30 protein-coding genes are annotated in these 24,629 nt (G+C 42.1%); all 30 read right to left on the bottom strand.

Features of this window, described 5'->3' with window-relative positions:
* Positions 1-13: 13 nt before the first annotated feature.
* A complete protein-coding gene (locus DWW33_RS04505) occupies positions 14-448 on the bottom strand; it encodes a dUTP diphosphatase (RefSeq protein WP_117698185.1) in 435 nt (144 codons plus the stop codon).
* 22 nt (positions 449-470) lie between these two features.
* Positions 471-1,481 carry an NAD(P)H-dependent glycerol-3-phosphate dehydrogenase gene (locus DWW33_RS04500; protein WP_118638928.1) on the bottom strand — a complete coding sequence of 337 codons (1,011 nt, stop codon included), beginning with the start codon at positions 1,479-1,481 and terminating at the stop codon, positions 471-473.
* Positions 1,482-1,496: 15 nt separating this feature from the next.
* Positions 1,497-2,153 carry a glycerol-3-phosphate 1-O-acyltransferase PlsY gene (gene plsY / locus DWW33_RS04495; protein WP_022242468.1) on the bottom strand — a complete coding sequence of 219 codons (657 nt, stop codon included), beginning with the start codon at positions 2,151-2,153 and terminating at the stop codon, positions 1,497-1,499.
* A gap of 4 nt (positions 2,154-2,157) precedes the next feature.
* The gene (gene der / locus DWW33_RS04490) at positions 2,158-3,480 is read right to left on the bottom strand and encodes a ribosome biogenesis GTPase Der (protein ID WP_118638927.1); all 1,323 of its coding nucleotides are present in this window, start codon (positions 3,478-3,480) and stop codon (positions 2,158-2,160) included.
* Entirely contained in the window at positions 3,473-4,801 is a 1,329-nt protein-coding gene (locus DWW33_RS04485) for a DUF512 domain-containing protein (protein WP_022242466.1), read from the bottom strand. The genes der and DWW33_RS04485 overlap by 8 nt, the downstream gene beginning before the upstream one ends.
* Positions 4,802-4,890: 89 nt before the next feature.
* Positions 4,891-6,804: an ABC transporter permease gene (locus DWW33_RS04480; RefSeq protein ID WP_118638926.1), complete on the bottom strand. Its 1,914-nt coding sequence runs from the start codon at positions 6,802-6,804 to the stop codon at positions 4,891-4,893.
* On the bottom strand, positions 6,779-7,678 hold the full coding sequence (locus DWW33_RS04475; RefSeq protein ID WP_117946676.1) for an ABC transporter ATP-binding protein: 900 nt from the start codon (positions 7,676-7,678) through the stop codon (positions 6,779-6,781). Before DWW33_RS04475 ends, DWW33_RS04480 begins: the two co-directional genes overlap by 26 nt.
* Complete coding sequence (locus DWW33_RS04470; RefSeq protein WP_117840827.1) at positions 7,662-8,048, bottom strand: GntR family transcriptional regulator; 387 nt, start codon at positions 8,046-8,048, stop codon at positions 7,662-7,664. The genes DWW33_RS04475 and DWW33_RS04470 overlap by 17 nt, the downstream gene beginning before the upstream one ends.
* Before the next feature lie 250 nt (positions 8,049-8,298).
* Positions 8,299-8,880, bottom strand: coding sequence for a methyl-accepting chemotaxis protein (locus DWW33_RS16115; protein ID WP_117840826.1), 582 nt, complete (start codon positions 8,878-8,880; stop codon positions 8,299-8,301).
* An 85-nt stretch (positions 8,881-8,965) separates the two neighbouring features.
* Positions 8,966-9,826, bottom strand: coding sequence for a peptidoglycan editing factor PgeF (pgeF, locus tag DWW33_RS04460; protein WP_117840825.1), 861 nt, complete (start codon positions 9,824-9,826; stop codon positions 8,966-8,968).
* A gap of 114 nt (positions 9,827-9,940) precedes the next feature.
* On the bottom strand, positions 9,941-10,300 hold the full coding sequence (locus DWW33_RS04455) for a YraN family protein (protein WP_022242460.1): 360 nt from the start codon (positions 10,298-10,300) through the stop codon (positions 9,941-9,943).
* Positions 10,301-10,383: 83 nt separating this feature from the next.
* Positions 10,384-10,710, bottom strand: a complete 327-nt coding sequence (locus DWW33_RS04450) for an EscU/YscU/HrcU family type III secretion system export apparatus switch protein (RefSeq protein WP_117946678.1) — start codon at positions 10,708-10,710, stop codon at positions 10,384-10,386.
* Between the two features lie 3 nt (positions 10,711-10,713).
* Positions 10,714-12,426: a flagellar hook-length control protein FliK gene (gene fliK / locus DWW33_RS04445; protein ID WP_158577451.1), complete on the bottom strand. Its 1,713-nt coding sequence runs from the start codon at positions 12,424-12,426 to the stop codon at positions 10,714-10,716.
* A gap of 38 nt (positions 12,427-12,464) precedes the next feature.
* Positions 12,465-13,235 carry a ribonuclease HII gene (locus tag DWW33_RS04440; protein ID WP_118056879.1) on the bottom strand — a complete coding sequence of 257 codons (771 nt, stop codon included), beginning with the start codon at positions 13,233-13,235 and terminating at the stop codon, positions 12,465-12,467.
* Positions 13,236-13,270: 35 nt separating this feature from the next.
* Positions 13,271-13,834, bottom strand: a complete 564-nt coding sequence (lepB, locus tag DWW33_RS04435) for a signal peptidase I (RefSeq protein ID WP_117840820.1) — start codon at positions 13,832-13,834, stop codon at positions 13,271-13,273.
* A gap of 48 nt (positions 13,835-13,882) precedes the next feature.
* Positions 13,883-14,734, bottom strand: a complete 852-nt coding sequence (ylqF, locus tag DWW33_RS04430; RefSeq protein ID WP_022242455.1) for a ribosome biogenesis GTPase YlqF — start codon at positions 14,732-14,734, stop codon at positions 13,883-13,885.
* A 30-nt stretch (positions 14,735-14,764) separates the two neighbouring features.
* The gene (lepB, locus tag DWW33_RS04425) at positions 14,765-15,352 is read right to left on the bottom strand and encodes a signal peptidase I (protein WP_199650041.1); all 588 of its coding nucleotides are present in this window, start codon (positions 15,350-15,352) and stop codon (positions 14,765-14,767) included.
* Positions 15,353-15,577: 225 nt separating this feature from the next.
* Positions 15,578-15,931, bottom strand: a complete 354-nt coding sequence (rplS, locus tag DWW33_RS04420; protein WP_118638924.1) for a 50S ribosomal protein L19 — start codon at positions 15,929-15,931, stop codon at positions 15,578-15,580.
* A 115-nt stretch (positions 15,932-16,046) separates the two neighbouring features.
* Positions 16,047-17,102, bottom strand: a complete 1,056-nt coding sequence (locus tag DWW33_RS04415) for a type IV pilus twitching motility protein PilT (protein ID WP_118056880.1) — start codon at positions 17,100-17,102, stop codon at positions 16,047-16,049.
* A 19-nt stretch (positions 17,103-17,121) separates the two neighbouring features.
* The gene (locus DWW33_RS04410; protein WP_117840816.1) at positions 17,122-17,613 is read right to left on the bottom strand and encodes a hypothetical protein; all 492 of its coding nucleotides are present in this window, start codon (positions 17,611-17,613) and stop codon (positions 17,122-17,124) included.
* Positions 17,606-18,061 carry a hypothetical protein gene (locus DWW33_RS04405; protein WP_117698197.1) on the bottom strand — a complete coding sequence of 152 codons (456 nt, stop codon included), beginning with the start codon at positions 18,059-18,061 and terminating at the stop codon, positions 17,606-17,608. The genes DWW33_RS04410 and DWW33_RS04405 overlap by 8 nt, the downstream gene beginning before the upstream one ends.
* A 10-nt stretch (positions 18,062-18,071) precedes the next feature.
* Positions 18,072-18,560 (bottom strand): DUF4860 domain-containing protein, encoded by a 489-nt coding sequence (locus DWW33_RS04400; RefSeq protein WP_158552059.1) that lies wholly within the window; start codon positions 18,558-18,560, stop codon positions 18,072-18,074.
* A gap of 17 nt (positions 18,561-18,577) precedes the next feature.
* The gene (locus DWW33_RS04395) at positions 18,578-18,925 is read right to left on the bottom strand and encodes a hypothetical protein (RefSeq protein WP_118087290.1); all 348 of its coding nucleotides are present in this window, start codon (positions 18,923-18,925) and stop codon (positions 18,578-18,580) included.
* A 13-nt stretch (positions 18,926-18,938) separates the two neighbouring features.
* Positions 18,939-19,991 carry a type II secretion system F family protein gene (locus DWW33_RS04390; protein ID WP_118638923.1) on the bottom strand — a complete coding sequence of 351 codons (1,053 nt, stop codon included), beginning with the start codon at positions 19,989-19,991 and terminating at the stop codon, positions 18,939-18,941.
* 15 nt (positions 19,992-20,006) lie between these two features.
* On the bottom strand, positions 20,007-20,978 hold the full coding sequence (locus DWW33_RS04385) for a transglutaminase-like domain-containing protein (RefSeq protein ID WP_242994184.1): 972 nt from the start codon (positions 20,976-20,978) through the stop codon (positions 20,007-20,009).
* A 10-nt stretch (positions 20,979-20,988) separates the two neighbouring features.
* A complete protein-coding gene (locus DWW33_RS04380; RefSeq protein ID WP_242994182.1) occupies positions 20,989-21,465 on the bottom strand; it encodes a signal peptidase I in 477 nt (158 codons plus the stop codon).
* Position 21,466: 1 nt separating this feature from the next.
* Positions 21,467-22,546 carry a MucBP domain-containing protein gene (locus DWW33_RS04375; protein WP_199534924.1) on the bottom strand — a complete coding sequence of 360 codons (1,080 nt, stop codon included), beginning with the start codon at positions 22,544-22,546 and terminating at the stop codon, positions 21,467-21,469.
* Positions 22,547-22,549: 3 nt separating this feature from the next.
* Positions 22,550-23,308: a hypothetical protein gene (locus DWW33_RS04370; RefSeq protein ID WP_022242443.1), complete on the bottom strand. Its 759-nt coding sequence runs from the start codon at positions 23,306-23,308 to the stop codon at positions 22,550-22,552.
* A gap of 13 nt (positions 23,309-23,321) precedes the next feature.
* On the bottom strand, positions 23,322-24,101 hold the full coding sequence (locus tag DWW33_RS04365) for a hypothetical protein (RefSeq protein ID WP_118638922.1): 780 nt from the start codon (positions 24,099-24,101) through the stop codon (positions 23,322-23,324).
* Entirely contained in the window at positions 24,098-24,622 is a 525-nt protein-coding gene (locus tag DWW33_RS04360; RefSeq protein WP_117698204.1) for a hypothetical protein, read from the bottom strand. Before DWW33_RS04360 ends, DWW33_RS04365 begins: the two co-directional genes overlap by 4 nt.
* Positions 24,623-24,629 lie beyond the last annotated feature (7 nt).

Raw genomic sequence — 24,629 nt, 5'->3', positions numbered from 1 at the left:
CCTGTTTGATAATTTACTGGATTCCGGTACTTCCGAAACCACCTCTGTCCTGGTTGCCCAGGCTTTCTACTTCTTCAAAATGAATCTGCGGCTGATTCTCTACAATACGGAACTGTGCGATACGGTCATTAACATGAATCACGGTATCACGCATTGCAATTGCAGGCAGTCTCCACATATCATTGTCTCCACAGTAGGAACCGTCTACGATTCCGCAGCTGTTTGCCTGAATAATTCCGAAATTCTTATAAGTAGAACTTCTTGGCATAATGTGTGCTTCATATCCCTTTGGCAGCTCCATTGCCACACCAAGAGGAATCAGTTTAAATTCTCCTGCTTTCATTTCGACTTCTTCGGATGCACGAAGATCAATCCAGTCGGATTTGCCATCGATATATGTAAGCTTTTCGATTTTATCTGTAAAATATTTGATACGAATCTTTTCCATTCTGCTAAAAACTCCTTTTCTCCTACTGCCATTCCAGGTCGTCATGCTCTACCTTTTTATCTCTGAGCATCAGTTCTTTTACTGCATCTTTCGCAGGTTTATCTTCAAATAATACTTCATTGACCTGTTCAATAATCGGCATGTCTACATGATATTTCTTTGCTAAAGCAATTGCTGCTTTGGCAGAATAGACACCCTCAACTACCATCTTTACTTCATCCATTGCCTGCTGCATGGTATATCCCTGCCCCATCAGATATCCGGCACGACGGTTTCTGCTGTGCTTGCTGGCACAGGTTACGATTAAATCACCCATTCCGGTCAGTCCGCTTAAGGTCTCATATTTCGCTCCCATGGCAAGGGCAAGTCTTCCCATCTCTGAAATTCCACGGGTAATCAGTGCTGCCTTGGTATTATCTCCATAACCAAGTCCGTCTGCCATACCTGCTGCCAGTGCAATGACATTCTTTAAGGATGCTCCGATTTCCATCCCCAGTACATCCGGGCTGGTATAAACACGTAATACTTCACTCATAAAGGTGTTCTGGACCAGTTCTGCTGTGGCACGCTTCTTTGCTCCTGCTACCAGACTGGTCGGAATTTCTTTTCCTACTTCTTCCGCATGGCTTGGTCCACATAAAACCGCCACCTCACATTGTGGAATCTCTTCCATAATAATTTCAGATAAAGTCATTAACGTATTCTCTTCAATTCCCTTTGCCACGCTGACAATAAGCTGTCCCTCTGCTACGAACGGGCTCATTGCTTTTGCTGTGCTTCTGGTAAATGGAGAAGGCACTGCTAAGACGAGCATGTCTTTTCCCTCGATTGCTTCTTTTAAATCTGTTGTGAACATAATATCATCCGGTAAAATAACGCCCGGAAGTTTTTCTGCCTGCTCATGCTTTTCCTTTAACATTTCAATTTCCGGTGCAAGTGCAGACCAGATTGTAATCTTATGACCGTTTTTATGTAATACCACCGATAAAGCAGTTCCCCAGCTTCCGGCTCCAATGATACTGATATCAGACATTTGTTTTTTCCTTTCCTATGCTTCCTGTTTCTTTGAATGGAAACTGAATTTGTTCTCGGTTCCCTTAAGAAGTCTTCCGATGTTGGCATGATGTAAAATGATTGCCAGTCCCGCCACAAAACCGAATACAATATACACCTCCGTCAGATACTGCTCCGGTACGGAAAGCAGTCCCATCTGGCCAAATACGATAATCTGTATTTCAAGACTGATTACACCAAGTATGGAACCCAGGGAAACATACCGTGTGATTGCTACCACGAGAATAAAAATTCCAAGGCTTATTGGCACTGCCAGCGGACAGAAGCCAATCAGTAGACCACCGGTACAGGCAATTCCCTTTCCGCCTTTAAATTTCATATAAGCCGGAAAATCGTGACCTAAGATGCAGCCCACACCAGCATAAAGCTCTAAGACCTTCACACTGTCCGGATAACGGTTCCGGAAAATGAGCCATACAATGACCATTGCCATAAATACCTTGCACACATCACCGATCAAGGTAAGAATGCCTGCCTTCACGCCGAGGTTACGCATGGTGTTGGTAGTTCCTACATTTCCACTGCCCACCTTACGTAAATCCACATTTTCTTTCTTTCCATATAAGAAGCCGGATAAAAACATACCGCATAAATATCCGATTCCTACTGATATTACACGTCCGAATAACATTTTATTAATCTTCCTTTCTTTCCCTTATAATGAATTTCAGGGAAGTACCCTTAAAGCCAAATGCTTCCCGAATCTTATTTTCCAGATATCTTGTATAGGAAAAATGCATCAGGTTCTTGTCATTTACAAAGATAACAAAAGTTGGCGGTTTTACCGCTGCCTGTGTAATATAATATAATTTTAAGCGTTTTCCCTTATCGGTCGGCGGCTGCTGCATGGCAACTGCCTCTGCCATAATCTCATTTAATACACCGGTTGCCACACGCATGCTGTTATTTTCAAGCACTACATCAATGGTCTCAAAAATCCTGCCGGTACGCTGTCCGGTCTTGGCTGAAATAAATAAAATCTCTGCATATGGCATGAAGCTTAAAATCTGACGAATTTTCTCTGTATGCTTGTAAATGGTCTTATCATCCTTTTCAATGGCATCCCATTTATTCACTGCAATGATAATTCCTTTGCCTCTTTCATGGGCAATTCCAGCAATCTTGGCATCCTGCTCCGTTACGCCTTCTATAGCATCAATTACAACAATGACCACATCTGCACGTTCCACTGCTGTTACTGCCCGGATGATACTGTAACGCTCTAATTCTTCTTTAATCTTATTCTTTCTCCGGAGTCCTGCCGTATCAATAAATACATATTCTCTGCCATTATATTTTATATCGGTATCAATGGCATCTCTTGTAGTTCCGGCAATATCAGAAACAATCACACGGTTTTCACCCGTCAGCTTGTTAATCAGTGATGACTTACCTACGTTCGGCTTACCTACAATGGCAATACGCGGTCTGTCATCTTCTGCTTCTTCTAACATTTCCTGGGTAAAATGCTTTGCCACTTCATCTAACAAATCACCGATTCCAAGTCTGGATGCTGCAGATACCGGAACCGGGTCACCAATTCCAAGATTATAAAATTCATAAACATCCGGCATATATTTCTTAAAATCATCTACTTTATTTACGGCAAGAATAACCGGCTTCCTGGAACGGCGCAGCATGTCAGCTACTTTCTGGTCTGCATCTACAAGCCCCTGTCTTACATCCGTAATAAAAATAATGACATCTGCGGTATCAATGGCTATCTGTGCCTGCTCCCGCATCTGGGATAAAATAATATCTCCGCTGTCCGGCTCAATACCGCCGGTATCAATTAAGGTAAAGTTATAGTCAAGCCAGGATACTTCGGCATATATACGGTCACGGGTTACCCCCGGTGTATCCTGTACGATAGAAATTCTTTCACCTGCCAACACGTTAAAAAGTGTTGATTTTCCTACGTTTGGTCTGCCTACAATAGCTACTACTGGTTTACTCATTCTGTCTCCTTCCAAGGACTGCATTCAGCAAATCCTGCCCGCTTGATTTTACAATATCTGCCTGTACTTGTAAAGTTCTTTTCAGCTCCGTCAATGTGATGTCATCTAAGAAAACATCTTCTCCCATACGCAATACATTGCATGGCAGCAGTATCTCATCTCCCAAATCTTCGTCCTTAAGCTGTGCGATAATATCCTGTCCGGTCAGAAGTCCTGCAACGGTAATCCGTTCTCCGAAGAAATCGTTTCGGATCACGCGGACCCGTATCTTTACATTTGGAAACTTCTCCTTCATTTCTCCTGTCAGTTCCTCCAAAATCGGTCCTGCCAGCTTTCCGGTTACCAGCGTAACTGTCCTTTTCAGATTGGCATCACCTTTTTCTGCTGCAAGTGCCTCCCGGAATTCATCCCGCAGCAGTGTAATCATTCCCACGCCATTTTCCAGCTGGATATATCCATCATAATTTTCTGCGGACGGAAGAGGCTGCTCTGCCAGAAGATACCACTCGTCTCCTCCATGCACAAAGTGTGTACCGAAATGCTCCATGCAATAATCCTGCCAGCGGTGAATCTGCTCTAAGACTTTTCCTGCATCCTCTTTTTCAAAAGCTTCCAAGGGATATAAGCCCTCCCGGTATTTTGTCAGGCCGACCGGTACAATAGAAAGACTCTGCATGTTTGGAATATACTCTGTCAGGTCACGGATAGTCCGCTCTAACTCTTCGCCATCATTGACGCCCTTGCAGAGTACAACCTGTCCATTCATTTCAATTCCGGCATCTGATAAGCGTTTGATTTTCTTTAAGGCTTCTCCAGCGAAACGGTTGTGCAACATGGTACAGCGAAGCTTCGGATTCGTGGTATGCACCGACACATTAATCGGTCCAAGATTGTAGTATATGATACGTTCAATATCCTTATCCTTCATATTGGTCAGCGTTACATAATTCCCCTGTAAGAAGGAAAGTCTGGAGTCATCATCTTTAAAATAAAGTGTCTCACGCATGCCCGGCGGCATCTGGTCAATAAAACAGAACATACACTTATTGGAACAGGATTTGTAATCGTCCATCAGTCCGTTTTCAAATTCGATTCCAAGGTCTTCATCATAATCTTTTTCAATTTCCAGTTCCCACTCTTCGCCATTATTCTTTCTTACTACCACCAGAAGATACTCGTCCTCTGTCAGGAACTGATAGTCAAATACATCTTCTATTTCTTTGCCATTAATGGAAATCAGCTCATCTCCCGGCTCCAGCTCAAGCTCCATGGCAATGCTGTCCGGCTTAACTCCACTGATGACATGTTTCTTTGTATGCATAAATTATTTTCTCAATCTTTCTATATTATAATACCTCTTTAGTTTACAATAAAAAGGGCAGAATAACAACAGTTATTCCACCCTTCCATTTATTCCTGCTCCATGCTCATGTTTCTGTCTTCCATTTCCTGTAATGTCATCAGTTCATCCTCTGACTCAATGATATGTAACTCCAGCAGTTTGTTAATCGTGTATACACAACGATCATTCAAATTCAAATTGAAATAATAATCTTTACTGTTTTCCATTCCCCACATCCGTTGTTCTCTCCTGGTAAGCTGGATTCCCTGACTGTTATAGACATGCAGATACAGTCCATTGATATACGTATGTTTATAGTAGTTATCATTTACTGTATTCAGATAAATATGTCCTGCCCGGATGTCCTTAAGATAAGCATCATATATTTCCTGTGCCCGCTCATCATTTATATTAATGCTGTCATATTCCAAATTCTGGTCATAGGCATCAAACTCCATTGAAATAATATGATTATTCGGATCATCATAATTCACCATCAGATTCCCCTTGAGATAATTCTCCGGATCCATAGACATAGCATAAATTCTTGAAACAACCGAATCTGCATTTTCATAATAATTTTTAGCAGCCGGTACATCATAGCTTCTCACCATAATGCTTCCGTCTGCAAGCTGATAATCAATCTCTACCCACTGCAATGCCTTATCTAAATCAGACGAGCCCTGATATGCCTGAAATTCCTTCTTCGAATCAATAATTTGCTGATGAATACTCATAATTTCATCAATTCCGCTTTCTGAATTTTCTTCTATTTCAAAATAGCAGTTAATATTTGCTGCGACAATTTCCTTCTTATCCGGGATTTTATTTTCCAGTCCGAACGCATTCCATTTGATACAAAGAAGAAATACGACTGAAATTCCTAACATGACGCCGCATTCTAATAATCTCTTTTTGGTCACTACACGCAGCTTCTTCGTCAAAATCATTTCCGCAATGAAAAATGCCAGAAAACCTGCAATCAATGTTGTAAATAAAACCATCAGGAAATTGCCCAGTGATGTATGTACCAGCACGCCAAACAGTCCGCTCAGCAGAATTGCAGTAAGAAAAGCCACACAAAAAGCCATTCCCCAGCGGAACACCGGGCGGGTTGCCGGAATTGTAAGCACATCTCCCGTGGTTTCCAGTTTACGTTTCTGATAAAGCAGACAGGATATCACTATCAGCACCACACCCACCAGCACATAGATCCCTACAACCGAAAGGCCAAACATATGGTATTCTATCCTGTCCTCTAAATAGTCATACTCTACCCCCACCTTATTTGAAAGATATATCACCGGTGATAAAATACTATTCATACGGTCAGCATAAGAATTCGCCATACCATAGCCAATTGTACTAATCATACATGTAATCACATAGCGGCATCCTATATATAATACGTTCAGAATAATCGTAAATACCGGCATTGCCAATAACTGACCGGTAAACATGCCAACGAAAATTGCCATACTGTAGAAGAAAAAGCCCTCTCCCGTCAACATCAGTGCCCACGCCAGCAGATACTGCAGACTTGTAATTCCCTGCATAATGCAGCATACTGTTCCAATAATAAACGCCAATAGTACAGGAACCACAATCATGCAGAATCCTGACAGGAAATTACTGATAAAAAGTTCTGTTCTTTTCAATGGCAGTGAATGAAACAGATGTGAGCTTCTGTTATTATAAAGATAATAAAATACTGCCATTGCTACAATAATTCCAATTGCCAGACTAAGGAGTGCAATAAGCGCACCGCTTCCATCTGAAAACAGAATCTGCATAAAATTATTCATTTTTATTTCTTTAATTTCCTGTGCTGAATAACCTTCATAAGAAATCCCAGAATTCACTAACAGCCGCAGAGGAACCATACATAGCAGCAATATCGTATAAATCAGCCAGACAGGCCAGAAATGCGTAATATTTTTCCAAAATACCGTCTTATTAAAGTAAGATGTCTTTGACCGCATAATCCGCACCTCCTAATTCGTAAATAAAAATTTCTTCCAATGTCAGAGGCAGCACATCAATCAGCATCGGCGAAGTCTGTTCTAACCGCAGCTTTGCCTCTTTGGGATTGCCTTTTACAATCATGGTATATACCCTTCCTGTACTGGACATATGTAACACTTCAAAATCAGCCGGAAGCTTCGGCATTCTTTCCTGATATGCCACCTGAATCTTACAGACACTTCCCTGTAGTTCGCTTAAGGAACGTTCTAACATTACTTTTCCATGATGCATAATGCCCACATGGTCACAGACATCCTCCAGCTCTCTTAAGTTATGGGAAGATACTAACACCGTAGTTCCATGTTCTGCCACATCAGACATGATAATGCTCCAGATCTGCCTTCTCATTACCGGGTCTAGTCCATCTACCGGCTCATCTAAAATCATAAGCTCCGGTCTGCAGCTGATTGCCAGCCAGAAAGCCGCCTGCTTCTGCATTCCCTTTGACATTCTCCGAATGGTCATCTTCGGATCAATGTTGGAAAATGCATCCCGGATCCGGAAAAACAAATCTTCATCAAAAGTCTTATAGATTCCCTTATAAAAGCGTTTCATTTCCATGACATCTGCCTGCTGGAAATAGAAAAGATCATCCGGAATATATGCAAATCTGGCCTTTGCCTGAGGATTCTCATACACCGGCATCCCGGCTATTTCTATGTTGCCGGCATCCGGCTTATAGATTCCGGTAATATGTCTTATTATCGTAGATTTCCCGGCTCCGTTTGGTCCTACCAGTCCATAAATTGCCCCATCCTTTACATGCAGGTTTACACCGTCTAACGCCCGGAAATCTCCAAATGTTTTCACTACATTATTTACCCGTATCATGAATATATTCTCCTCCTTCCAGTTCCGTTATCCGATGTTTTAACTGCTCCGGCTCTACTGCCAGATACAGTAATTCTGATACGATTTCATCAAAATGTCCTTTTAATTCCACAGTTCTTGCATCCTTTACATGCTTCTGGGCAGCCACAAATGTGCCTTTCCCGGAAATGGTATAGACATATCCTTCTTTCTCCAGATCACGGTACGCCCGCTGGATGGTATTCGGATTAATTGCCAGTGTTGCTGCCAGTTCACGCACAGATGGCAGTTTTTCATCCGCTGTCAATGCATTGGAAATCACAAGATGACGCATTCCATCTTTAATCTGTTCGTAAATAGGCTTTGCATCCCTGTAATTAAGCTGTATCACTTCGCTTCCTCCTTTTGGAATATCGTAGGTGTATTATCCGTATTACTTCAATTGATACGCACACTATAACATCCCAGCAAATGAGACACAAGAAAAATATCTGTATGATTTTATTAATAATTCCTTAATGCTGCTCGCGGAGCGTTTTTTACTTTACAGAAAAGCAATTTTCTGTAAAGCAAAAAAACGAAACCAGTTTGCACTGATTCCGTCTTTTTACACGATTCTATCTTCCTTTCATCAGGAAATATTATTCACATTTTTCAATTGCTGCAATTACTTCATTTAACTTCTGTAATTCATCTTTGATTTCGCGGTTGTTATTACCAAAGTCTGTTGCCAGTGCAGATACATTGGTTGCAACAATTGCGAATCCTTTTCCAGCCTCTCCTGCACGAGCAGCCTCAATAGAAGCGTTTAATGCAAGAATCTTCTGGTTCTTTTCAATCTTGTCCAGCTGTTTGGTAATATCATTAATCTTCTGGATGTATTCTGAGGTCTTCTGTACATTCTCATGAATATCAGAATTCTTCTTCTCTTCATCCATTCTCTTCTCTTCAGATGCTGCAAGCTGTGTCAGAACGATAGTCAGAGCTGCTATCTTAGATTTAGCTTCGTTTTCATCCTCTGCGTCTTCCTTCTTCGCATAAGAAAGATATCCAGCAATTTCAATTCCGGCTTTGATCACATCTCTGTATTCAGATGCTTCACCTTCCCCGATTGCTACACTTCCATCAGAATCCAGAAGTAATGGTTTTACTCCTGTTACGTTTTCCCATTGTGCAAAAAGTACCTCTATATCTTCTGCATTAAATATCTCATTCAACTGCATATTTCTGCCCTCCTAAATTATTTATCCTAATTATATCACATGTTTGCTTTGTGAACAAAAAAATTTTTCATTTTTTGACATTTTTCTATTTAATGCACAAAAATGCCCCAAGATTTCCTCTTCTTCCATGGCTTGCTCTGTGCGAAAACAACAGTTCACTGTTACAACAGGTACACACATTCGGCAAGATTAGTTTTTCCGGCAGGATTCCCGCATCTAAAAGCACTCTTTCATTGGCTTTCCAGAGATTTAACTGATACTTTCCATTTTCTTTCCGGTACATAATTTCACTGCCATGACCGGAAAACTCCTGCTCAAATTCCAGTGCCACATCTTCACTTACTTCATAACAGTCCTGGCAGATAGATGGGCCTATCGCACACCATACATCCTCCGGTACTGTTCCATATGCTTCTGCCATTGCTTTCAGCGTGGCTCTTCCCATTCTGTTAACCGTGCCCCTCCAGCCGGAATGGCTCAGTCCGATTGCCCTATGCTTTGTATCCACAAAATAAAGCGGCACACAGTCTGCATAAAAGGTTGCAAGCATCAGCCCCGGCACATCGGTAATCAATCCATCCACATCATGATACGGCCGTTCCTTTGTCAGTCCGCTTCCTGCATCCTCTGCTGTTACTTTTCTTACATTGGTGGTATGGGTCTGGTCAGAGCAGACAATCTGCCCTGCCGGAACTTCCATTGCCTCAGCTACCCTGCGGAAATTTTCCTTTACTGCCTCTATGTCATCTCCACGGTTAAAGCTTAAATCCAGCGAAGAAAATTCATTCTTACTTACTCCACCCATTCTTGTGGTAAAGCAGTGTTTTACCATATCAAGTGCTTGCAACTGTGGATACTGCAGCAGCACTAATTCTTTTTTCCCCGCATGGGAAAATACGGACGGTATCATGGTTCGTCCATCCTCTTTTATCTGAAATTCTGTCATTTTTCTTTTCCTGTTCTTATTTTTCCAGTTCCAACTCCATGCTGTAACGGATTCCATGCTGTAACTGGTTCAATTCTCCAGCATTCTTTTTCCTGTATCAAGTCTCAGCTGTCACTAATAAGGCTCTATATAGGGGAAAGCATCCTTCAGCCACTGTATGTCCTCTCCTAATATTGCTATCACATCAAACCTGCAGGGCAGTCCCATCATATGTTTACACATCAGGTAATAATCTGCCACTCTTGATATTTTCCTTTGCTTGCGGTAATCTACCGCTTCCTGTGGAAGTCCCTTTCCGGTATCACTGCGGTATTTTACTTCTGCAAAAACAAGATATTTTCCATCTCTTGCAATCATATCAATTTCTCCAAACCTGCAGCGGTAATTCATCTCACAGATGCTGCAGCCGGATGCCTTTAAATACTCTGCCGCCTTTTTTTCATACTCACTGCCCATGCTGCGTTTATTTTCCATCCCTGCTCCCCTTTCTGTTATTCCTGTTATTCGGATTCCTGCTATTTGGATTTCCACTATCCTTTTTGCCGTTACAGCTATTTTTATTCCAATTTACTGCGCAGCTTATCCATATCATCGACAAAGACAAGTATCTCTGCCACTACTTCATATAATTCCGGCGGAATCATATCTCCAATTTCAAGCCTGGATAAGGTATTTGCCAGCTGATTATCCTGATACAGCGGAACGTCTTCCTCTTTGGCTTTCTCAATAATTTTATCCGCAAGATACCCCTTGCCGGTTGCCAGTATCTTTGGTGCCCTCTCTCCCGGCTCATATGCGATAGCAACTGCTGTTTTTTCTTTTGTTTTCTCTTCTCCGGCATTTTTCCCATCAAAGTCTGCCGGATGCCAGATTCCATTTTTCATAAATTACGCCCTCATATCAAAGGAATACCGATGCAGGATTCCGGCTGACGGATGCTCCTGCTGCATAAAATCTTCAACCAGATTTTTCTTTCCGGACTGGTTCTCCACCTGTACCGTACAGGAATATCCTTTCTCCTGCAGCCGCTGCATCAGCTCAGCCATATGTTCTTCGATTAAATCATAGGATTTCTCATCCTCCAGATAAAAATTCGTATGCACCTTTCTATCCTTCATCCGCACAGACACATCCGTTGCACCAAGGTTATCCATATCAAGATGCAAAAAGGCACTCAGTTCGCCATCCAGTCTGTCCACACCACTCTTATTAGTATAGACAAATAAATCTCCGTGGGCATTCTGATTTGACATCCGAAGGGGAATCTGCACATAATGATAGGCATTATTAATCTGATTCATAAATTCAATATTCCCCTGCAGATTACTTACTGCTTTCGCAAGGGAAGTATTGCTCTGACCGGATTCCTGCACCAGCTCCTGCATCTTCTGCATCTGATTTTCCATCTTCTCATAAAGATGCCTGACAGCATCCCCTTTGATTTCTTCCGGTTTTAGTGTCCACTGCTGTTTTACCTCATATTCCAGCACTTTCTGATACTCTTTACTGGAAAACAGTTTCTTTGCAGAACCTCCGGTTAAACCCATTATCTCATCCAGTGCCTGATGCAGTTCTTTTAGAAATGCACCCGTAGAAAGATTTCCATTTAAAGCCCCCTCTGCGGTAAATAATTTACTGCCTGCAAGCTGTGGAAATTCTTTCAGAAGATTTGAAAAATCCTTCATCTGCCCCTCTGTAAACAATGCACCGACACTGCCCCTGGCATAATACTGCACGCCATCTAATGTTTCTTCTATGGATCCTGCTATCGTTTCAGTTTCTGCTAATTCCGTTCCTGTGATTTCTGTGGCAGCAAATTCTGACGCTCCTTCCAGTATGGCTCCTTCCTGAAGTTCCACCGGACTCCAGCTTCCTTTCTGTACTCCCTCTTTTACAATTACAGACATATCCAAAGAACCATCCTGCTTCAACACCTGATAGATTCGGCTTCCCAGTTCCAATGCCTCTGTCTCGGAAAGGTTTTCGTTCTGATATAATTTTCCGATGCTTTCCAAGACATCATCAAACTGTGAAGTGATTGCCGCCTGATCAGATTTATAATTTTCAAACTGCCGGATAAATTCTTCTGACATCGGAATGTCAAGCTTATGCATCAATACCAGTGACTTAATATCCGCATCCGGATATGCAGAAATACTGCGTGCCATATCCATCAGGCTTTCCCTGCCAATGGACATCTGCTCTTCCATCATGGAATTGACCATATCTATCATTCTTGGTTCTGCCGGAATGCCTGCTGCATCCAGTGCCTTTAACAACGTCGGATTATTGAGATTTCCATTGGTATAAGGTCGAATTTCAACGGTAGTTCCATCATTGGATTTCACCTGGAAAAACATCGCCTGACCAACGGCTAACTGTACGCCTGCTGCTATTCTCGCCTGAACAGTCTGACCATTTGCCAGTCCAAGCGTAACCGTTCCGTTTTTGATATCATTTACGGTTCCTTCAAATACATTTCCTACCGTCATTTCCCGTACGGCTGATACCAGCTGCTGAACCCCTTGCTGCGGGGCTGTTGCTGTAGCTCCGGTAGCCGAACTTCTGTTGTATTGTGCTAACATGTCTGAAATCTGCATATCAATCACTCCACTCTGCATTGCCAATTTCTTTGGAATTATTCACTGTAAAAATTCTTAATAAAGGTTCTCCGGTGAATTGGTGTTGGTCCATATTCTTTGATTGCTGCAATATGGGCTGCGGAGCCATAACCCTTGTTATCCGCAAATCCATATTCCGGCATAATTTTCGCATATTCTTCCATCATGCGATCCCTTGTTACCTTTGCAATGATACTGGCTGCTCCAATGGAAATGCTCTTTGCATCTCCTTTGATAATCGGAACCTGACGGATATCTACTCCCGGTATTGTCACCGCATCATTTAATAATATATCGGGTTTTACTTTCAAATTCGTTATAGCCTGCCGCATAGCTTCATAAGTAGCCTGCAAAATATTAATTTCATCAATCCGCCCCGGACCTGCCATTCCAATTCCTGTTGCCACTGCCTTCTCCATAATTTCATCATAGAGTTTTTCACGCATGGATGCACTGAGTTTCTTGGAATCATTGATATATAAAATGTCACAATCCTTTGGCAGAATCACAGCTCCTGCCACAACCGGCCCCGCCAGCGGACCTCTTCCCACTTCATCTATACCGCAGATATAACCGGCATCCGCATATTCTTTTTCATACTTTTTCAGATTTTCAATCCGGGCATACTCTGTCTCAAGCTTCTGTATCCGCTTTCGTGCTTTTTCCACAAGGGTCTTTACGCCGCTTCGTTCATCTTTTTCATATCTTGCTATAAAATCAGGCAGCATACTGTCTTCTGCTGCCTGTAACTCTTCTTTGATTGCTCCGATTTTCTTCTCTTCTGCCATAATCACTTTATCCTCTGACTGCTCTTTCGTTTTTATTACTGATGCCGGATAAATCCAATTTTATCAAATGGATAGATTCTAAGCCATGCTTTTCCTATGATATCCGCCCGCTTGATATTTCCAACATCCGGGAACCTGCTGTCCTTGCTGTAATTGCGGTTATCTCCCATCACAAAATATTCATCCTCACCTAATGTAATCGGGTCTGATGCAAGTCCCGGGTCTTTAATAACCTCTCTTCCATAAGATTCTACCAGTTCTTCTCCGTTAATCAATATCTCTCCCTTATCGGTAATCTGTACCGTTTCTCCCGGCATTCCGATAATCCGTTTGATAAAATAAGTGTCTTCCTTATACTGATACGGAAATACAATAATATCAAAACGTTCCGGTTCATGAAACCGATAGGATATCTTATCTACAATCAGATTATCTCCATTGGTAAGGGTATTTTCCATGGACGAACCATCCACTCTGGTCCGCTGTCCAACATAACGTATCATCAAAAATGTCAGTACCACAATCACAATGAGATATAGTATGAAACTGACACTTTCCCTTACCGCCTTTCCTCTTTTGCCGTGTTCTTCTTCCTTCATATCTCCGTCTTGCTCCAACTCTTTTTGATTCCTGCTCTTATTTTTATCTTATGCTTCCACTTCTGGTTTTTCAAGTGAAATTTTACCGAGCTTTCCGGTACGGAATTCATCCAGCACCAGTGCAGCGGCTTTGGCATAATCTACTTCATTTCCTTTTTTGATACAGCCACGGTTTAAGGCAATTTTCTCCAACATCTCTGCCGGTGTTCCCTCTTCTTCCATTCCATATCTTTCCTTTAATACACCCGGATACTCTTCCCGCAGAATCTGAATCAGTTCCAGTGAAAGTTCATCAATATTTAAAATATCATCTTTGATAGAACCTATCAGTGCCAGTCTTAACCCAACGCTCTGGTCTTCAAACTTTGGCCATAAAATACCCGGTGTATCCAAAAGTTCTACATTCTTATTCAGGCGAATCCACTGCTTGCCCTTGGTTACACCCGGCTTATTTCCGGTCTTGGCGCAGGCTTTTCCCGCAAAAGTATTGATAAAGGTGGATTTTCCCACATTTGGGATTCCCACTACCATAGCCCTCACCGGACGGTTCTTGATTCCTCTTCGTAAATCACGCTCCGCCTTTTCCTTGCAGGCTTCTGCTATAATTGCAGACACCTGTTTCATGCTTCCTTTATTTCTGGCATCCATGCGCACTACATAATAGCCCTTTTTCTTAAAAAACTCTGTCCAGCCTTCATTTTTTCTTTCATCTGCAAGGTCAGATTTGTTCAACAAAATCAGACGGGCTTTCCCTTTTCCCAGGGTATCTATGTCCGGATTTCTGCTGCTTACCGGAATTCTGGCATCCACCAGCTCTATTACTAAATCTACCAGTTTTATATCTTCCTGCATCTGACGTTTTGCTTTTGTCATATGTCCCGGATACCATTGAAACTGCATCTTATTTTCCTCTCTTCCCTTACTGTCCTTCTATTTGATAAAACCGATTTTCCGGAGTGGCGAAATCCGGAACCATGCTTTTCCTACAATATATTCCCGTTTTACATTCCCAATGTTGGCATAACGGCTGTCCTCACTGCTGTTGCGGTTATCTCCCAATACAAAATACTCATCTTCCCCTACCGTAATCTCTTCGGATGCCAGTCCTGCATCTTCAATGGCAGCTGTATCTACTTTTTCATCAAACAGCTCTCCATTTACATAGACTGCTCCATTCTTTATCTGTATCTTATCTCCCGGTACTCCAATGACACGCTTTACATAATAATGCGACTTTTCATTTCCATTTGGGAGAAATACAATAACATCATTTGCTTTTGGTTTCTTCAGTTTATAAACAAAACGATTAACCAGAATCTCTTCTCCGTTCTCTATCGTAGGGTTCATGGACTGTCCTACCACAGTGGTCCGAAGTCCGATAAAATATACAAATACAAATGAAATCACCAGGACAATTGCAATCTCAATGACCCAGGTGCCGATTTCCTTCAGCAGTGGTACATTTATTTTCTTTCTACGTCTGCCAAAATTCAGACCACGAACGCTGCCTCTACGCATAATCTTATGTTCTCCTTCTTACCTAAATATCATTCGATCTATCTACAGAAACTGCCACCGGCAGCTTCTTACGAATACGTGGTAACTACGAGAAACACGCTTTGCGAGTTTCTCGAGTTATCGCGGTGCTCGCCAAATCTGCATGCAAGCATGCGATTTCTCTCGCTACTCGCGCAAATACAACAAGAGGGACGATACACATTGGCACGTCCCTCTGACAGATTCTTATTTTACTAACTCTTTTACTTTTGCTTTCTTACCGATACGACCTCTTAAGTAATTCAGCTTAGCTCTTCTTACTTTACCAGCTCTTACTACTTCAACCTTCTCTACGTTAGGAGAATGTAATGGCCAGGTCTTCTCTACGCCAACACCATTAGATAATTTACGAACGGTAAATGTCTCACGGTTGCTTCCGCCCTGTTTCTTTAATACAACACCTTCGAAAACCTGAATTCTTTCACGGTTTCCCTCTTTGATTTTCGCATAAACCTTAACGGTATCTCCTACACGAAACTCTGGTGCATCTGCCTTTAACTGCTCTGCTTCAATGTTCTTAATAATTTCACTTGCGTTCATTTTGTGACCTCCTGTATATTTTGATGTTCTTAATGCATTCATTTGCAACAGAGGACCATCGCCTATTCACAACTGTTGTATTGTATCATGTTCTCTATGCCTCGTCAAGCTATTTTTATAAGCGTTTCTGTAACATTTCCGGATTGGATGCATAAACCAGTGCTGTCTCTTTTGTAATCTTTCCTTCCTGATACAATTTCAAAAGACTGCTGTCCATGGATATCATATCTTCCCGGTTCGAGGAATATACAACGCCGTCAATCTGTGGCACTTTATTCTCACGAATCATATTGCGGATTGCCGGTGTCACAGTCATAATTTCAAATGCCGGGATCACATTGCCATTCACATCCGGCACAAGCTGCTGGGAAACAATCGCCTGCAGCACCATGGAAAGCTGTACTGCAATCTGCCGCTGCTGATTTGCCGGGAACACATCAATGATACGGTCAATGGTATTAGCCGCTCCTATGGTATGTAAGGTGGATATAATAAGATGACCTGTCTCTGCTGCCGTCATAGCAACACCAATCGTCTCGTAATCACGCATTTCTCCAAGAAGGATCACATCCGGACTCTGCCGCAGGGATGCACGCAATGCCGTTACATAATTTTCAGTATCTACATTTATTTCACGCTGGCTGATAATTCCATGCTGATGGCTGTGCAGATATTCAATCGGATCCTCTAACGTAATAATATGCTTGGCACACCGGCGGTTCAGTGCATCTACCATGCAGGCTAACGTGGTAGACTTACCACTTCCTGCCGGTCCTGTTACTAATACCATTCCCTTTGGCTGCAGACCAAGGTCAATGATATTCTGTGGAATTCCAATGTCCTCCGGCTTCGGCAAATCAAAGGTAATCACACGAACCACTGCTGATAAAGCACCTCTTTGCTTATAAGCACTGACACGGAATCTTGACAGTCCCTGCACCGCAAAAGAGAAATCATCATCCCCATGCTTTAACAACCGGTCAATATCACGATGATCCGCCAGTTCATATATCTGCTCTAAATAATTTTCTGTCTCAGGAGGCATCAACCGCTCTCCCTCTTCTTTTATAATTACATTATTCGAACGATATGATATCGGAAGTCCGGCTACAATAAATATATCCGATGCGTGTTCCTCTACTGCTTTTCGTAATACTTCTTTTACATCCATAATTTTCCCACCAATCTCTTTATTTCTGCTGCTCCATCAACGGAAGCCTTGTTTCCTCCTGTCTTACATCAGTAGCAGTTTCTTTCCATTCTAATATGCTCCATTCCAGCATTTCTCCTGTCTCTCCATCCGTCTCTTCCGTAATAGAAAGCTTTACACGTAACTCCTGTGTGTCTGTCTCCGGCACACAAAAGCTTATGGTATCAGCTGCATCCTTCACCTCCGGCAATCCGGAAATTTCCTGCAACGCCATTTCTTTATTTTCGGATTCTTCCAGAATAGCATCTATCTCTGCTAAGACATCATTTGCCTTGTTACATGCTTCATAATAGGCACTCATCTTATCTGCCGCCCGTTTACTGTATTTATAATCCCGCAGGGACGAAGATAATGACAACACTGCGAATAATAAAAAAGTCAGAATCAATACTACCACTAACAAAAAAGAGTATCCAAAAGGACTGGCTATACGCGGTCTGCGTTTTTCTTCGTATAATGCACTCTTACTCATCTTCTGCCGCCTCTCTCTGACTGATTACTCTCTTTAGTTCCACTTCATAAATAATCTTATCTTTCTCCCCGTCCTTCTGCTTTACTGCAAAATGACCGACCATCCGCTGCTTCGCTTCACCCAGTGTAATCCACAGGGTATATTCCGCATCTTTCGTCTTACAGTTCTCCCAGTCAGCAGCAAAGGATACCAAAAATGTATTATCCTCTTTCTCATAATAAGAATACTCTTCCTTCAGATAATCTTCCATATCTGTTCCGGAGCGGAATACTTCTGCTGCCGCTGCAGCCTTATGTACTGCCATATTCATATTTCCTGCATCTTCACTGATGCAATGGGATTTTACAAATAGCTGCAATCCCACCGCTGCAGCAATACAGAAAAATAAAATCGATATCATAAGTTCCAGTAAAAATACCCCGGAACGTCTTGCCTGCCCTTCTATCATATGCCTTCCTCTATTCCTGCCTTCTGCCGACAACAGCCACCACAGTATCCATTTTTCTCCCATCTTCCGACGTACAGGAAAAATGCAATAATCCATTTTCCAAAGCTTCCATCTTAAAATCTTCAACCGGAATGACTGCCTTTCCATCCGCTGTACTTACAGCAGTTCCGGACCGGACAAAAAGCTCTTTCAACATGCCATCCTCTTCAAAAATATAGGTGCAATATTCTTCTCCATCATAATCCTGACGGATAATAAGACTGTCTGTTCCATCTACCGAACCAATAGTAACTGTCCCATTATCATTCTGATGAATCTTCTCCGTAAGATAAGACAATACTGTTCTGCTTTCATAATTTTCATCTGCCATAGTCGTCGTATCCTGATAAATATCTGCTGCCAGGATAAGCACCAGAAGTCCGCAGATTGCCAGCAGCCCAAACAATGCCCATGGAAATAATATATCAATTGTATGTTTTCTGGCGGTACTCTCTGCCATATTCATCCCTCTTCACTCTAATTCTTGCGCTCAATTACTGTCACATCCGGCATAATGTTTGCTCCAAGCAGCTGGTAGTCCACAAAAAACTGCTCCTTATCATAGGAAAAACCATACTGTTCTTCCAGATACGAAAGACTGTCCGGGTAATGTCCTTCCAGCACATAACACTGCACGATTTCTCTCTGCAGAGCCTCTTCTAAAGAACGTTTTTCCTCCTCTTTACTATCCGCCATCAATCGGTTCAATCCATGGCAGGTCAATAAAATAATACAACTGGAAATGGCCACCGTAAATAATATCTTTGCCCAGACAGAATGCCTTTTTTCATGAAAAAAAAGCCTCTTTCGACGAAATCCTTCCATATGCATCTCCTTCTTACAGTCCTGCCATAATTCCCATCAACGGAAGAATCACGGATAACAGTATCATTCCGACAATAACAGACAAAATAATTACAAGTGTCGGTTCTAATATTGCAATATAAGAAGACATTCTCTGATCAATTTCTCTTTCATACTGTCTTGCTATCGTCTCTAATGTTTCATCGGTCTCTCCGGTTTTCCCGGAAATCACCAGCATCCTCTCATACAAGCCCTCAAATATTCCGGCACCGCCTACTGCTGCTGCAAAATCCTCGCCCTCTTCCATTTTCTGGCTACATTTCTTAATCTTCTTTGAAAAATTCTTATCTGCAATCAATTCGTCTGCAAATTCCAGTCCCTTTTGCGGATTTTGTCCACTCTTTAAAGTCAGATACAGGCTGTCTGCGAAACGACATGCTGCGATTTTATCGTATAAGCCATGAAACAAGTGCATTTTTCTGCTAAAACCAGCAAACGCTCTTCGTCCTCTGCTGCTCTTTACAAAATAAACAAATACTCCAACGATTACCGCCGCTATTGTAATGAATACAATTGCATAATTTGAAATTGTTTTTCCCAATGCAAGCATGCCACCGGAAAATCCGGTCATCTGTCTGCCTAACTGGCGAAATACCTGTTCAAATACCGGCATTACTTTTGTTAAAAGTATCACAATTACAGCTATCATCATAGCAACCATAATCAAAGGATATGTAAGTGCGCTTTTAATACTCTTCTCGATCTCATCCTCACGCTCGTAATGGTGAGTCAGCCCATTCATAACATCATCCAGTGTACCTGTTTCTTCTCCTATCTTAACCATCTGAAGAAGATAATCCGGAAATACACTGGTCTTTTCCAGTGCCGGATATAACAGTCCTGTATTTATCATTTCATCATACATTACCTGAAGTATTGCCTTTTCCTGCACATCTTTTGCATCTTCCAGTAATAATGACACCCCCTCAACTGCCGGAAAGCCTGCATGCAGAACCATTGTCATCTGGCTGCAAAAAGATGCACATTCAAGATTTGACAGCTTTTGCTGTTTTTTACTTTTTCCCATACTTTTCTTCCTCTCTTAATATGTGTACTTTATAATATAACGGCTTCCGTCGCCAATATAATCTTTTACGGTATCATCATCATTATTGGCTGCCAGGGTCGGGTCCATAAGAGACCAGTCCTTTCCGTCAAAAGATATCATATTATCTACCCAGCCTATCTCATCCACATAACAGCTGATCCACGCATGATAAGCCTCACCCGCATATCCTACCTGAAGTTTGGTTGGAATTCTCTGCGAGCGAAGCATCGCTGCCATCAATGCTGCATAATCAAAACAGATTCCTTTTCCGGACGAAAGTGTTTCATCTACATCCGGCACATATCCATATGCAACATTCTCTGCTTTTTCTTCATCATATGTAATGTTTTCAATTACATAATGATAAATGTTGGTTACTACATCAAGGTCACTGCCGCAGCCTGCTGCCAGTTCTTCCCCTTTCTTTACCGTCTTGGAATTCTCATCAAAATCCACATAACAGTTAGGTGCCAGAAATGGGACAAATTCATCCGTAATGGTAACATCAATACTCTGGGTAAATGCTGTTGCATACAAATTTTCTTCTACTGATGCAGCTTCATATAAGGTCAACTGGTAAGTACCGCTTCCCTGTGTCAGCGGATATACAATATACGTTCCATTCTTTGTCACCAGATAGGTATATGCTTCCCCTTCCGGTGTCTCTATCTGGAATTTCACTTTTTCATTGGTTCCGGTATAATTAAGCATCACATAACCATCGGATGCATGCGATGCATCAATAGCAATCTGATCTGTCCCATAAGTCACTTCTCCGGAAGCCTCCGGATGTAATACTTCTGCTGTCGCATCGCGATTTCCCTTTGCGGTATCATTGCTGCTTTGCTCCGGAGAATTCTTCTCTCCGCCACAGCCTCCCAATGCACCGCTCATCAGCAATATCCCTGCGGCCATCCATATTATCAGGTAATATTTCTTACTGTGCCGGCTCTTCTGCCTCTGCATGACAACACACCTATTCCTTTTCCTGTATATTCCTGCTATCTGTACCTATATATAATAAAATTGCCGCCAGTAATACAACTGAGACGATTACAATTTTACCGTAAAAGGTTACCATAGCTGCAAATATCCCTCCTAATACCGGAATGGTCAGGGTTACTTTTCCAATTACCTGTGCATAGGAAACCGGGGAAATATCCTCCGCTTCATTTGCATCTCCTTTGGTAATCAGCTGACCGGACACCACCTGATTCTTCACCACACGATGGGTAATGATAATTCCCACATCTGTATCGCTCCGATATGCCACAACTTCACCTTCCATAAGTTCTGCCGGTGCTTCTTCCCTGACATAAATAAGACTTCCTACCGGAATCGCCGGTTCCATGCTTCCGGTTACAACTGTATAAATATCAAACCCTGTAAGCCTTGGTAATGTCAATGGTATGCAAATCAGAATCACCAATATCAGAAGAGATACTCCTATCATACTACAGATTCTGGCTATTGTCCTCTTTTTTCTTTTTGTTTTTCCCATTCGTTAATGCCTCTGCTCTGACATTCATTTTCTTTCTTCGTAATGCAAAAGCAGTAAGAGCCACAAGTCCTGCAACTGCCGCTGATGCTACACCAATCAGCAATGGCATATTTCCTGCCGGTCTTTTGGTCTTCTCATCCTTTTGCTGCATATCTGCTAACGGAGTTTCCTCATCATCAAGATTTACCAGTTCCTGCGGAGTCTCTTCATCCGGAATATTTACATTTCCATCTGCCCCTTGATTATTATCCGCATTGGCATCATCTGCTGCATTCGCATTGTTTGCTGCATTTGCATTGTTTGCCGCATTTGCATTGTTTGCTGCATTTGCATTGTTTGCCGCATTTGCATCATTTCCGGCATTTGCACTGTTTGCCGCACTCTGTGTATCCGTCGTGTATACAAACGTAAAAATGTTTTCTGCTTCATTGCTGCTTAAGGTTTTCGTCAGATTATATGCCTGCGGACGATAATTTTCAAAATATTTAAACGCCACCACCGGCTGGTCACCCACTGCACCATAGAAGGTCTCACTGTCTGAAAGTGCATTTCCATTGGCATCCTGATAATTCACAGTATATGCTACCATATTTCCCGCAATTGCATATGCCGCTACATACTCCTGATCAGATTCTACCACAAAGGCAGATTTTCCAACAGTATTATTATCCCTTCCGCTCTCCCGGATTCCACCAATATAATATTTTCCATCTTCCTTTAGCTGAATACAGGACTGTGCCCGAACCATAACCCGGTCACCATATTTCAGTCCACTGATTTTTATTTTTTCTCCCTGGCTTTCCTTTTCAATCTGATAAGAAGAACCTGTTATATGATTGTCTACTGTAATTCCATTCGTATCTGAAAAATATCCCTGATTTCCAGAGCATAACGTTACTGTATAGGTATATTCTGTTTCATTTCCACCAACTTTTGCCCATGCCTGTACCGGAAATGCCAGTGTAAGTAATGTTGTAAATAAAATACTTCCGTGAAGAATACGTTCCATTCTTTCTTTTATTTTATTCTTCATCCCTTACTCCTCCTTTTCCAACCGATTTTCAGCTGCCTCATCTTCTTTTCGTGTCCTCTTCACTCTCACAACAAAAAGGACGACTAAAACAAGTCCTGCCGCCAGAGCAAGTGCTGAAAAAAGAAGCACCTGATTATTATCACCCGTTTTAATAACGACATGATTCGACAATGGTGTTGAACCACTGGATAATAATTCTACCGCAAAATTCATCTGCAATTTTGCCAGGGTATCCTGATAGGTATTTCCCTGTGTCTCACCTTCCAGCTTTACGGTTAGTGCAATCTCTGCTTTTTCACCTTTCGCAAGCTCATCCAGATAGAAATAATCTTTCATTGCATTGGTTGCCTGGTGAAGACCTTCACCACTTTCTCCTACCGTATCTCCACCTACATTTTCACTGCTGTATAAAATACGGTTACTTCCATCCGGAGCCGTAAAAGAAAGTATGTACGAATACGCTCCTCCGGAAGCCACACTCTGTGAATCCTCAAGGCTCTGTAATACCTGATTTGTCATATACCACTGCGTATCCCCATCATAGGTATTCTTTAACTCCAGTCTGATATTTACTGTATCTCCTGGCTGAAGCTGATATATCGCATCATCAATATCTGCATTTTTAAATGTGCTGTTTAATTTTTCTCCATCAAACGTTACGTTCCAGTCATCACCGCCGGAAAACTCTTCTGCCTGTACCTGAACAGGGGCTGCTGCAACCAGAGCCAGAGCTGCCATGATACCAATCCATTTTCTCTTCATCTCAGTCTCCTCCTTACTGCAGTAATGTCAGATTTCCATTGGAATCAACAGAAACATCAACTCCCCAGGCACTCTTAATCGCATCCTGCGCATTGTGTGTCTGTACGGCATCCACTTCTGCCTCTACATGAAAGGAAACCCCATTATAATTAAATGTTGTAGTAGTGGTCTTAAGTCCATTTTCCTCCGTTGTATGCTCCGTTACCTTTGACGTTATGGAATTATCAATCTTTAAAGTATCAGAAAATGCCGGTGTACTCTCACCCACCTTCAATACCGATGGCCAGTAAAGAACAGTTCTCTCCTCCGTAGTTGCATTTTCATCCACAATCCAGCCATTCTGGGTCAGGTTTAATTCAATCAAACTCGGAGCAAGTGTTGTTTCCTTGCTTCCATCCTCACTCTTCCAGCTCTTATAAATTCTCACACGGACATATTCATCAATATTGCCACTGTTTTTTACGGAAAGTGCTTCCTTATAATTTCTTCCGGCTACCAGCTTTCCATCTGTCTCATCAAGCATATCTGTAAGAAGTGCTCCCTGATTTTGCTTCCAGGCATCATCACTTCCTGCATAATCACGGCTGCTGATATTCTTAGAACCCTTGACAGATTCTTCCACCAGAGTCACTCCGATATCATACATTTCCATCTGTGCAGTATAATTCTCACTATAGTAAGTAAGTGCTGCTCTCGCACTTCCAACCGCACTTCCTGCCAGAAGAAGTACTGCTGCACCCAATAATAAAAAGGTTCCTTTTCTTCCCTTCATTACTTTTTTCAATCGGCTCATTCTTCACCAGCCTCCCTTGCATCTGCAGTTCCTATATCTGTCCTGGTATCTGCAATCCGGTTCCAGTCTGCATATGGTGTTCCATCCTCTTCATAGAGAACCGGTGTACACTCCTGAACGACCACTACATTAAAACTCTCTTTATATTCCTCCGGTATTGCTATTTTGGCTAAAAGTTCTTCTGTATTGCCACTTACCGGAACAATATCACTATAATACCAATAGCCATCTTCGCCCTGATTCCATGACAAGCCGGACATAGTTAATGTAATCTGACTTCCTGCGAATACCTTTACTCTGACAAAGCAATCACTTTCTCCTGTATTTGTAAGTACGATATGCTTCTCCATATTTTCAACTTTTTCTTCTATTGTAGTTTCATTACCAAGTGTAATCGGATATCCTCCTTCCGCTTCCACATAAGTTGTAAAATACGCCATTGCCGGTGGCACTGCTGCCCCTGCAAGGAATACCAATGCTGCTGCAGTCAGCCAGAACACTTTTGTTTTTTTCTTCATCATCTTATAT

Origin of the sequence: Roseburia sp. AF15-21, from assembly GCF_003479505.1 — a bacterium.
GTDB classification, from domain to species: domain Bacteria; phylum Bacillota; class Clostridia; order Lachnospirales; family Lachnospiraceae; genus Roseburia_C; species Roseburia_C amylophila.
Note: the sequence above shows the minus strand (reverse complement) of the source record. Positions and strands in the feature narration are given on the sequence as shown.

Bases quoted from the DNA above. Each gene is read 5' to 3' on its own strand.
- ylqF (WP_022242455.1), bottom strand. From the start codon at position 14,734: ATGCAGTTTCAATGGTATCCGGGACATATGACAAAAGCAAAACGTCAG.
- DWW33_RS04440 (WP_118056879.1), bottom strand. From the start codon at position 13,235: ATGGCAGAAGAGAAGAAAATCGGAGCAATCAAAGAAGAGTTACAGGCA.
- DWW33_RS04415 (WP_118056880.1), bottom strand. From the start codon at position 17,102: ATGGATGTAAAAGAAGTATTACGAAAAGCAGTAGAGGAACACGCATCG.
- DWW33_RS04395 (WP_118087290.1), bottom strand. From the start codon at position 18,925: ATGGAAGGATTTCGTCGAAAGAGGCTTTTTTTTCATGAAAAAAGGCAT.
- lepB (WP_117840820.1), bottom strand. From the start codon at position 13,834: ATGAAGGAAGAAGAACACGGCAAAAGAGGAAAGGCGGTAAGGGAAAGT.
- DWW33_RS16115 (WP_117840826.1), bottom strand. From the start codon at position 8,880: ATGCAGTTGAATGAGATATTTAATGCAGAAGATATAGAGGTACTTTTT.
- DWW33_RS04370 (WP_022242443.1), bottom strand. From the start codon at position 23,308: ATGAAGAGAAAATGGATTGGTATCATGGCAGCTCTGGCTCTGGTTGCA.
- DWW33_RS04455 (WP_022242460.1), bottom strand. From the start codon at position 10,300: ATGGAAAATAAACGCAGCATGGGCAGTGAGTATGAAAAAAAGGCGGCA.
- DWW33_RS04365 (WP_118638922.1), bottom strand. From the start codon at position 24,101: ATGAGCCGATTGAAAAAAGTAATGAAGGGAAGAAAAGGAACCTTTTTA.
- DWW33_RS04480 (WP_118638926.1), bottom strand. From the start codon at position 6,804: ATGCGGTCAAAGACATCTTACTTTAATAAGACGGTATTTTGGAAAAAT.
- DWW33_RS04385 (WP_242994184.1), bottom strand. From the start codon at position 20,978: ATGCAGAGGCAGAAGAGCCGGCACAGTAAGAAATATTACCTGATAATA.
- DWW33_RS04375 (WP_199534924.1), bottom strand. From the start codon at position 22,546: ATGAAGAATAAAATAAAAGAAAGAATGGAACGTATTCTTCACGGAAGT.
- DWW33_RS04410 (WP_117840816.1), bottom strand. From the start codon at position 17,613: ATGAGTAAGAGTGCATTATACGAAGAAAAACGCAGACCGCGTATAGCC.
- fliK (WP_158577451.1), bottom strand. From the start codon at position 12,426: ATGCAGATTTCAGACATGTTAGCACAATACAACAGAAGTTCGGCTACC.
- rplS (WP_118638924.1), bottom strand. From the start codon at position 15,931: ATGAACGCAAGTGAAATTATTAAGAACATTGAAGCAGAGCAGTTAAAG.
- DWW33_RS04505 (WP_117698185.1), bottom strand. From the start codon at position 448: ATGGAAAAGATTCGTATCAAATATTTTACAGATAAAATCGAAAAGCTT.
- DWW33_RS04360 (WP_117698204.1), bottom strand. From the start codon at position 24,622: ATGATGAAGAAAAAAACAAAAGTGTTCTGGCTGACTGCAGCAGCATTG.
- DWW33_RS04380 (WP_242994182.1), bottom strand. From the start codon at position 21,465: ATGATAGGAGTATCTCTTCTGATATTGGTGATTCTGATTTGCATACCA.
- der (WP_118638927.1), bottom strand. From the start codon at position 3,480: ATGAGTAAACCAGTAGTAGCTATTGTAGGCAGACCAAACGTAGGAAAA.
- DWW33_RS04400 (WP_158552059.1), bottom strand. From the start codon at position 18,560: ATGGCAGAGAGTACCGCCAGAAAACATACAATTGATATATTATTTCCA.
- DWW33_RS04390 (WP_118638923.1), bottom strand. From the start codon at position 19,991: ATGGGAAAAAGTAAAAAACAGCAAAAGCTGTCAAATCTTGAATGTGCA.
- pgeF (WP_117840825.1), bottom strand. From the start codon at position 9,826: ATGACAGAATTTCAGATAAAAGAGGATGGACGAACCATGATACCGTCC.
- DWW33_RS04450 (WP_117946678.1), bottom strand. From the start codon at position 10,710: ATGAAAAATGGAATCTGGCATCCGGCAGACTTTGATGGGAAAAATGCC.
- DWW33_RS04500 (WP_118638928.1), bottom strand. From the start codon at position 1,481: ATGTCTGATATCAGTATCATTGGAGCCGGAAGCTGGGGAACTGCTTTA.
- DWW33_RS04405 (WP_117698197.1), bottom strand. From the start codon at position 18,061: ATGATAGAAGGGCAGGCAAGACGTTCCGGGGTATTTTTACTGGAACTT.
- lepB (WP_199650041.1), bottom strand. From the start codon at position 15,352: ATGCGTAGAGGCAGCGTTCGTGGTCTGAATTTTGGCAGACGTAGAAAG.
- DWW33_RS04485 (WP_022242466.1), bottom strand. From the start codon at position 4,801: ATGCATACAAAGAAACATGTCATCAGTGGAGTTAAGCCGGACAGCATT.
- plsY (WP_022242468.1), bottom strand. From the start codon at position 2,153: ATGTTATTCGGACGTGTAATATCAGTAGGAATCGGATATTTATGCGGT.
- DWW33_RS04475 (WP_117946676.1), bottom strand. From the start codon at position 7,678: ATGATACGGGTAAATAATGTAGTGAAAACATTTGGAGATTTCCGGGCG.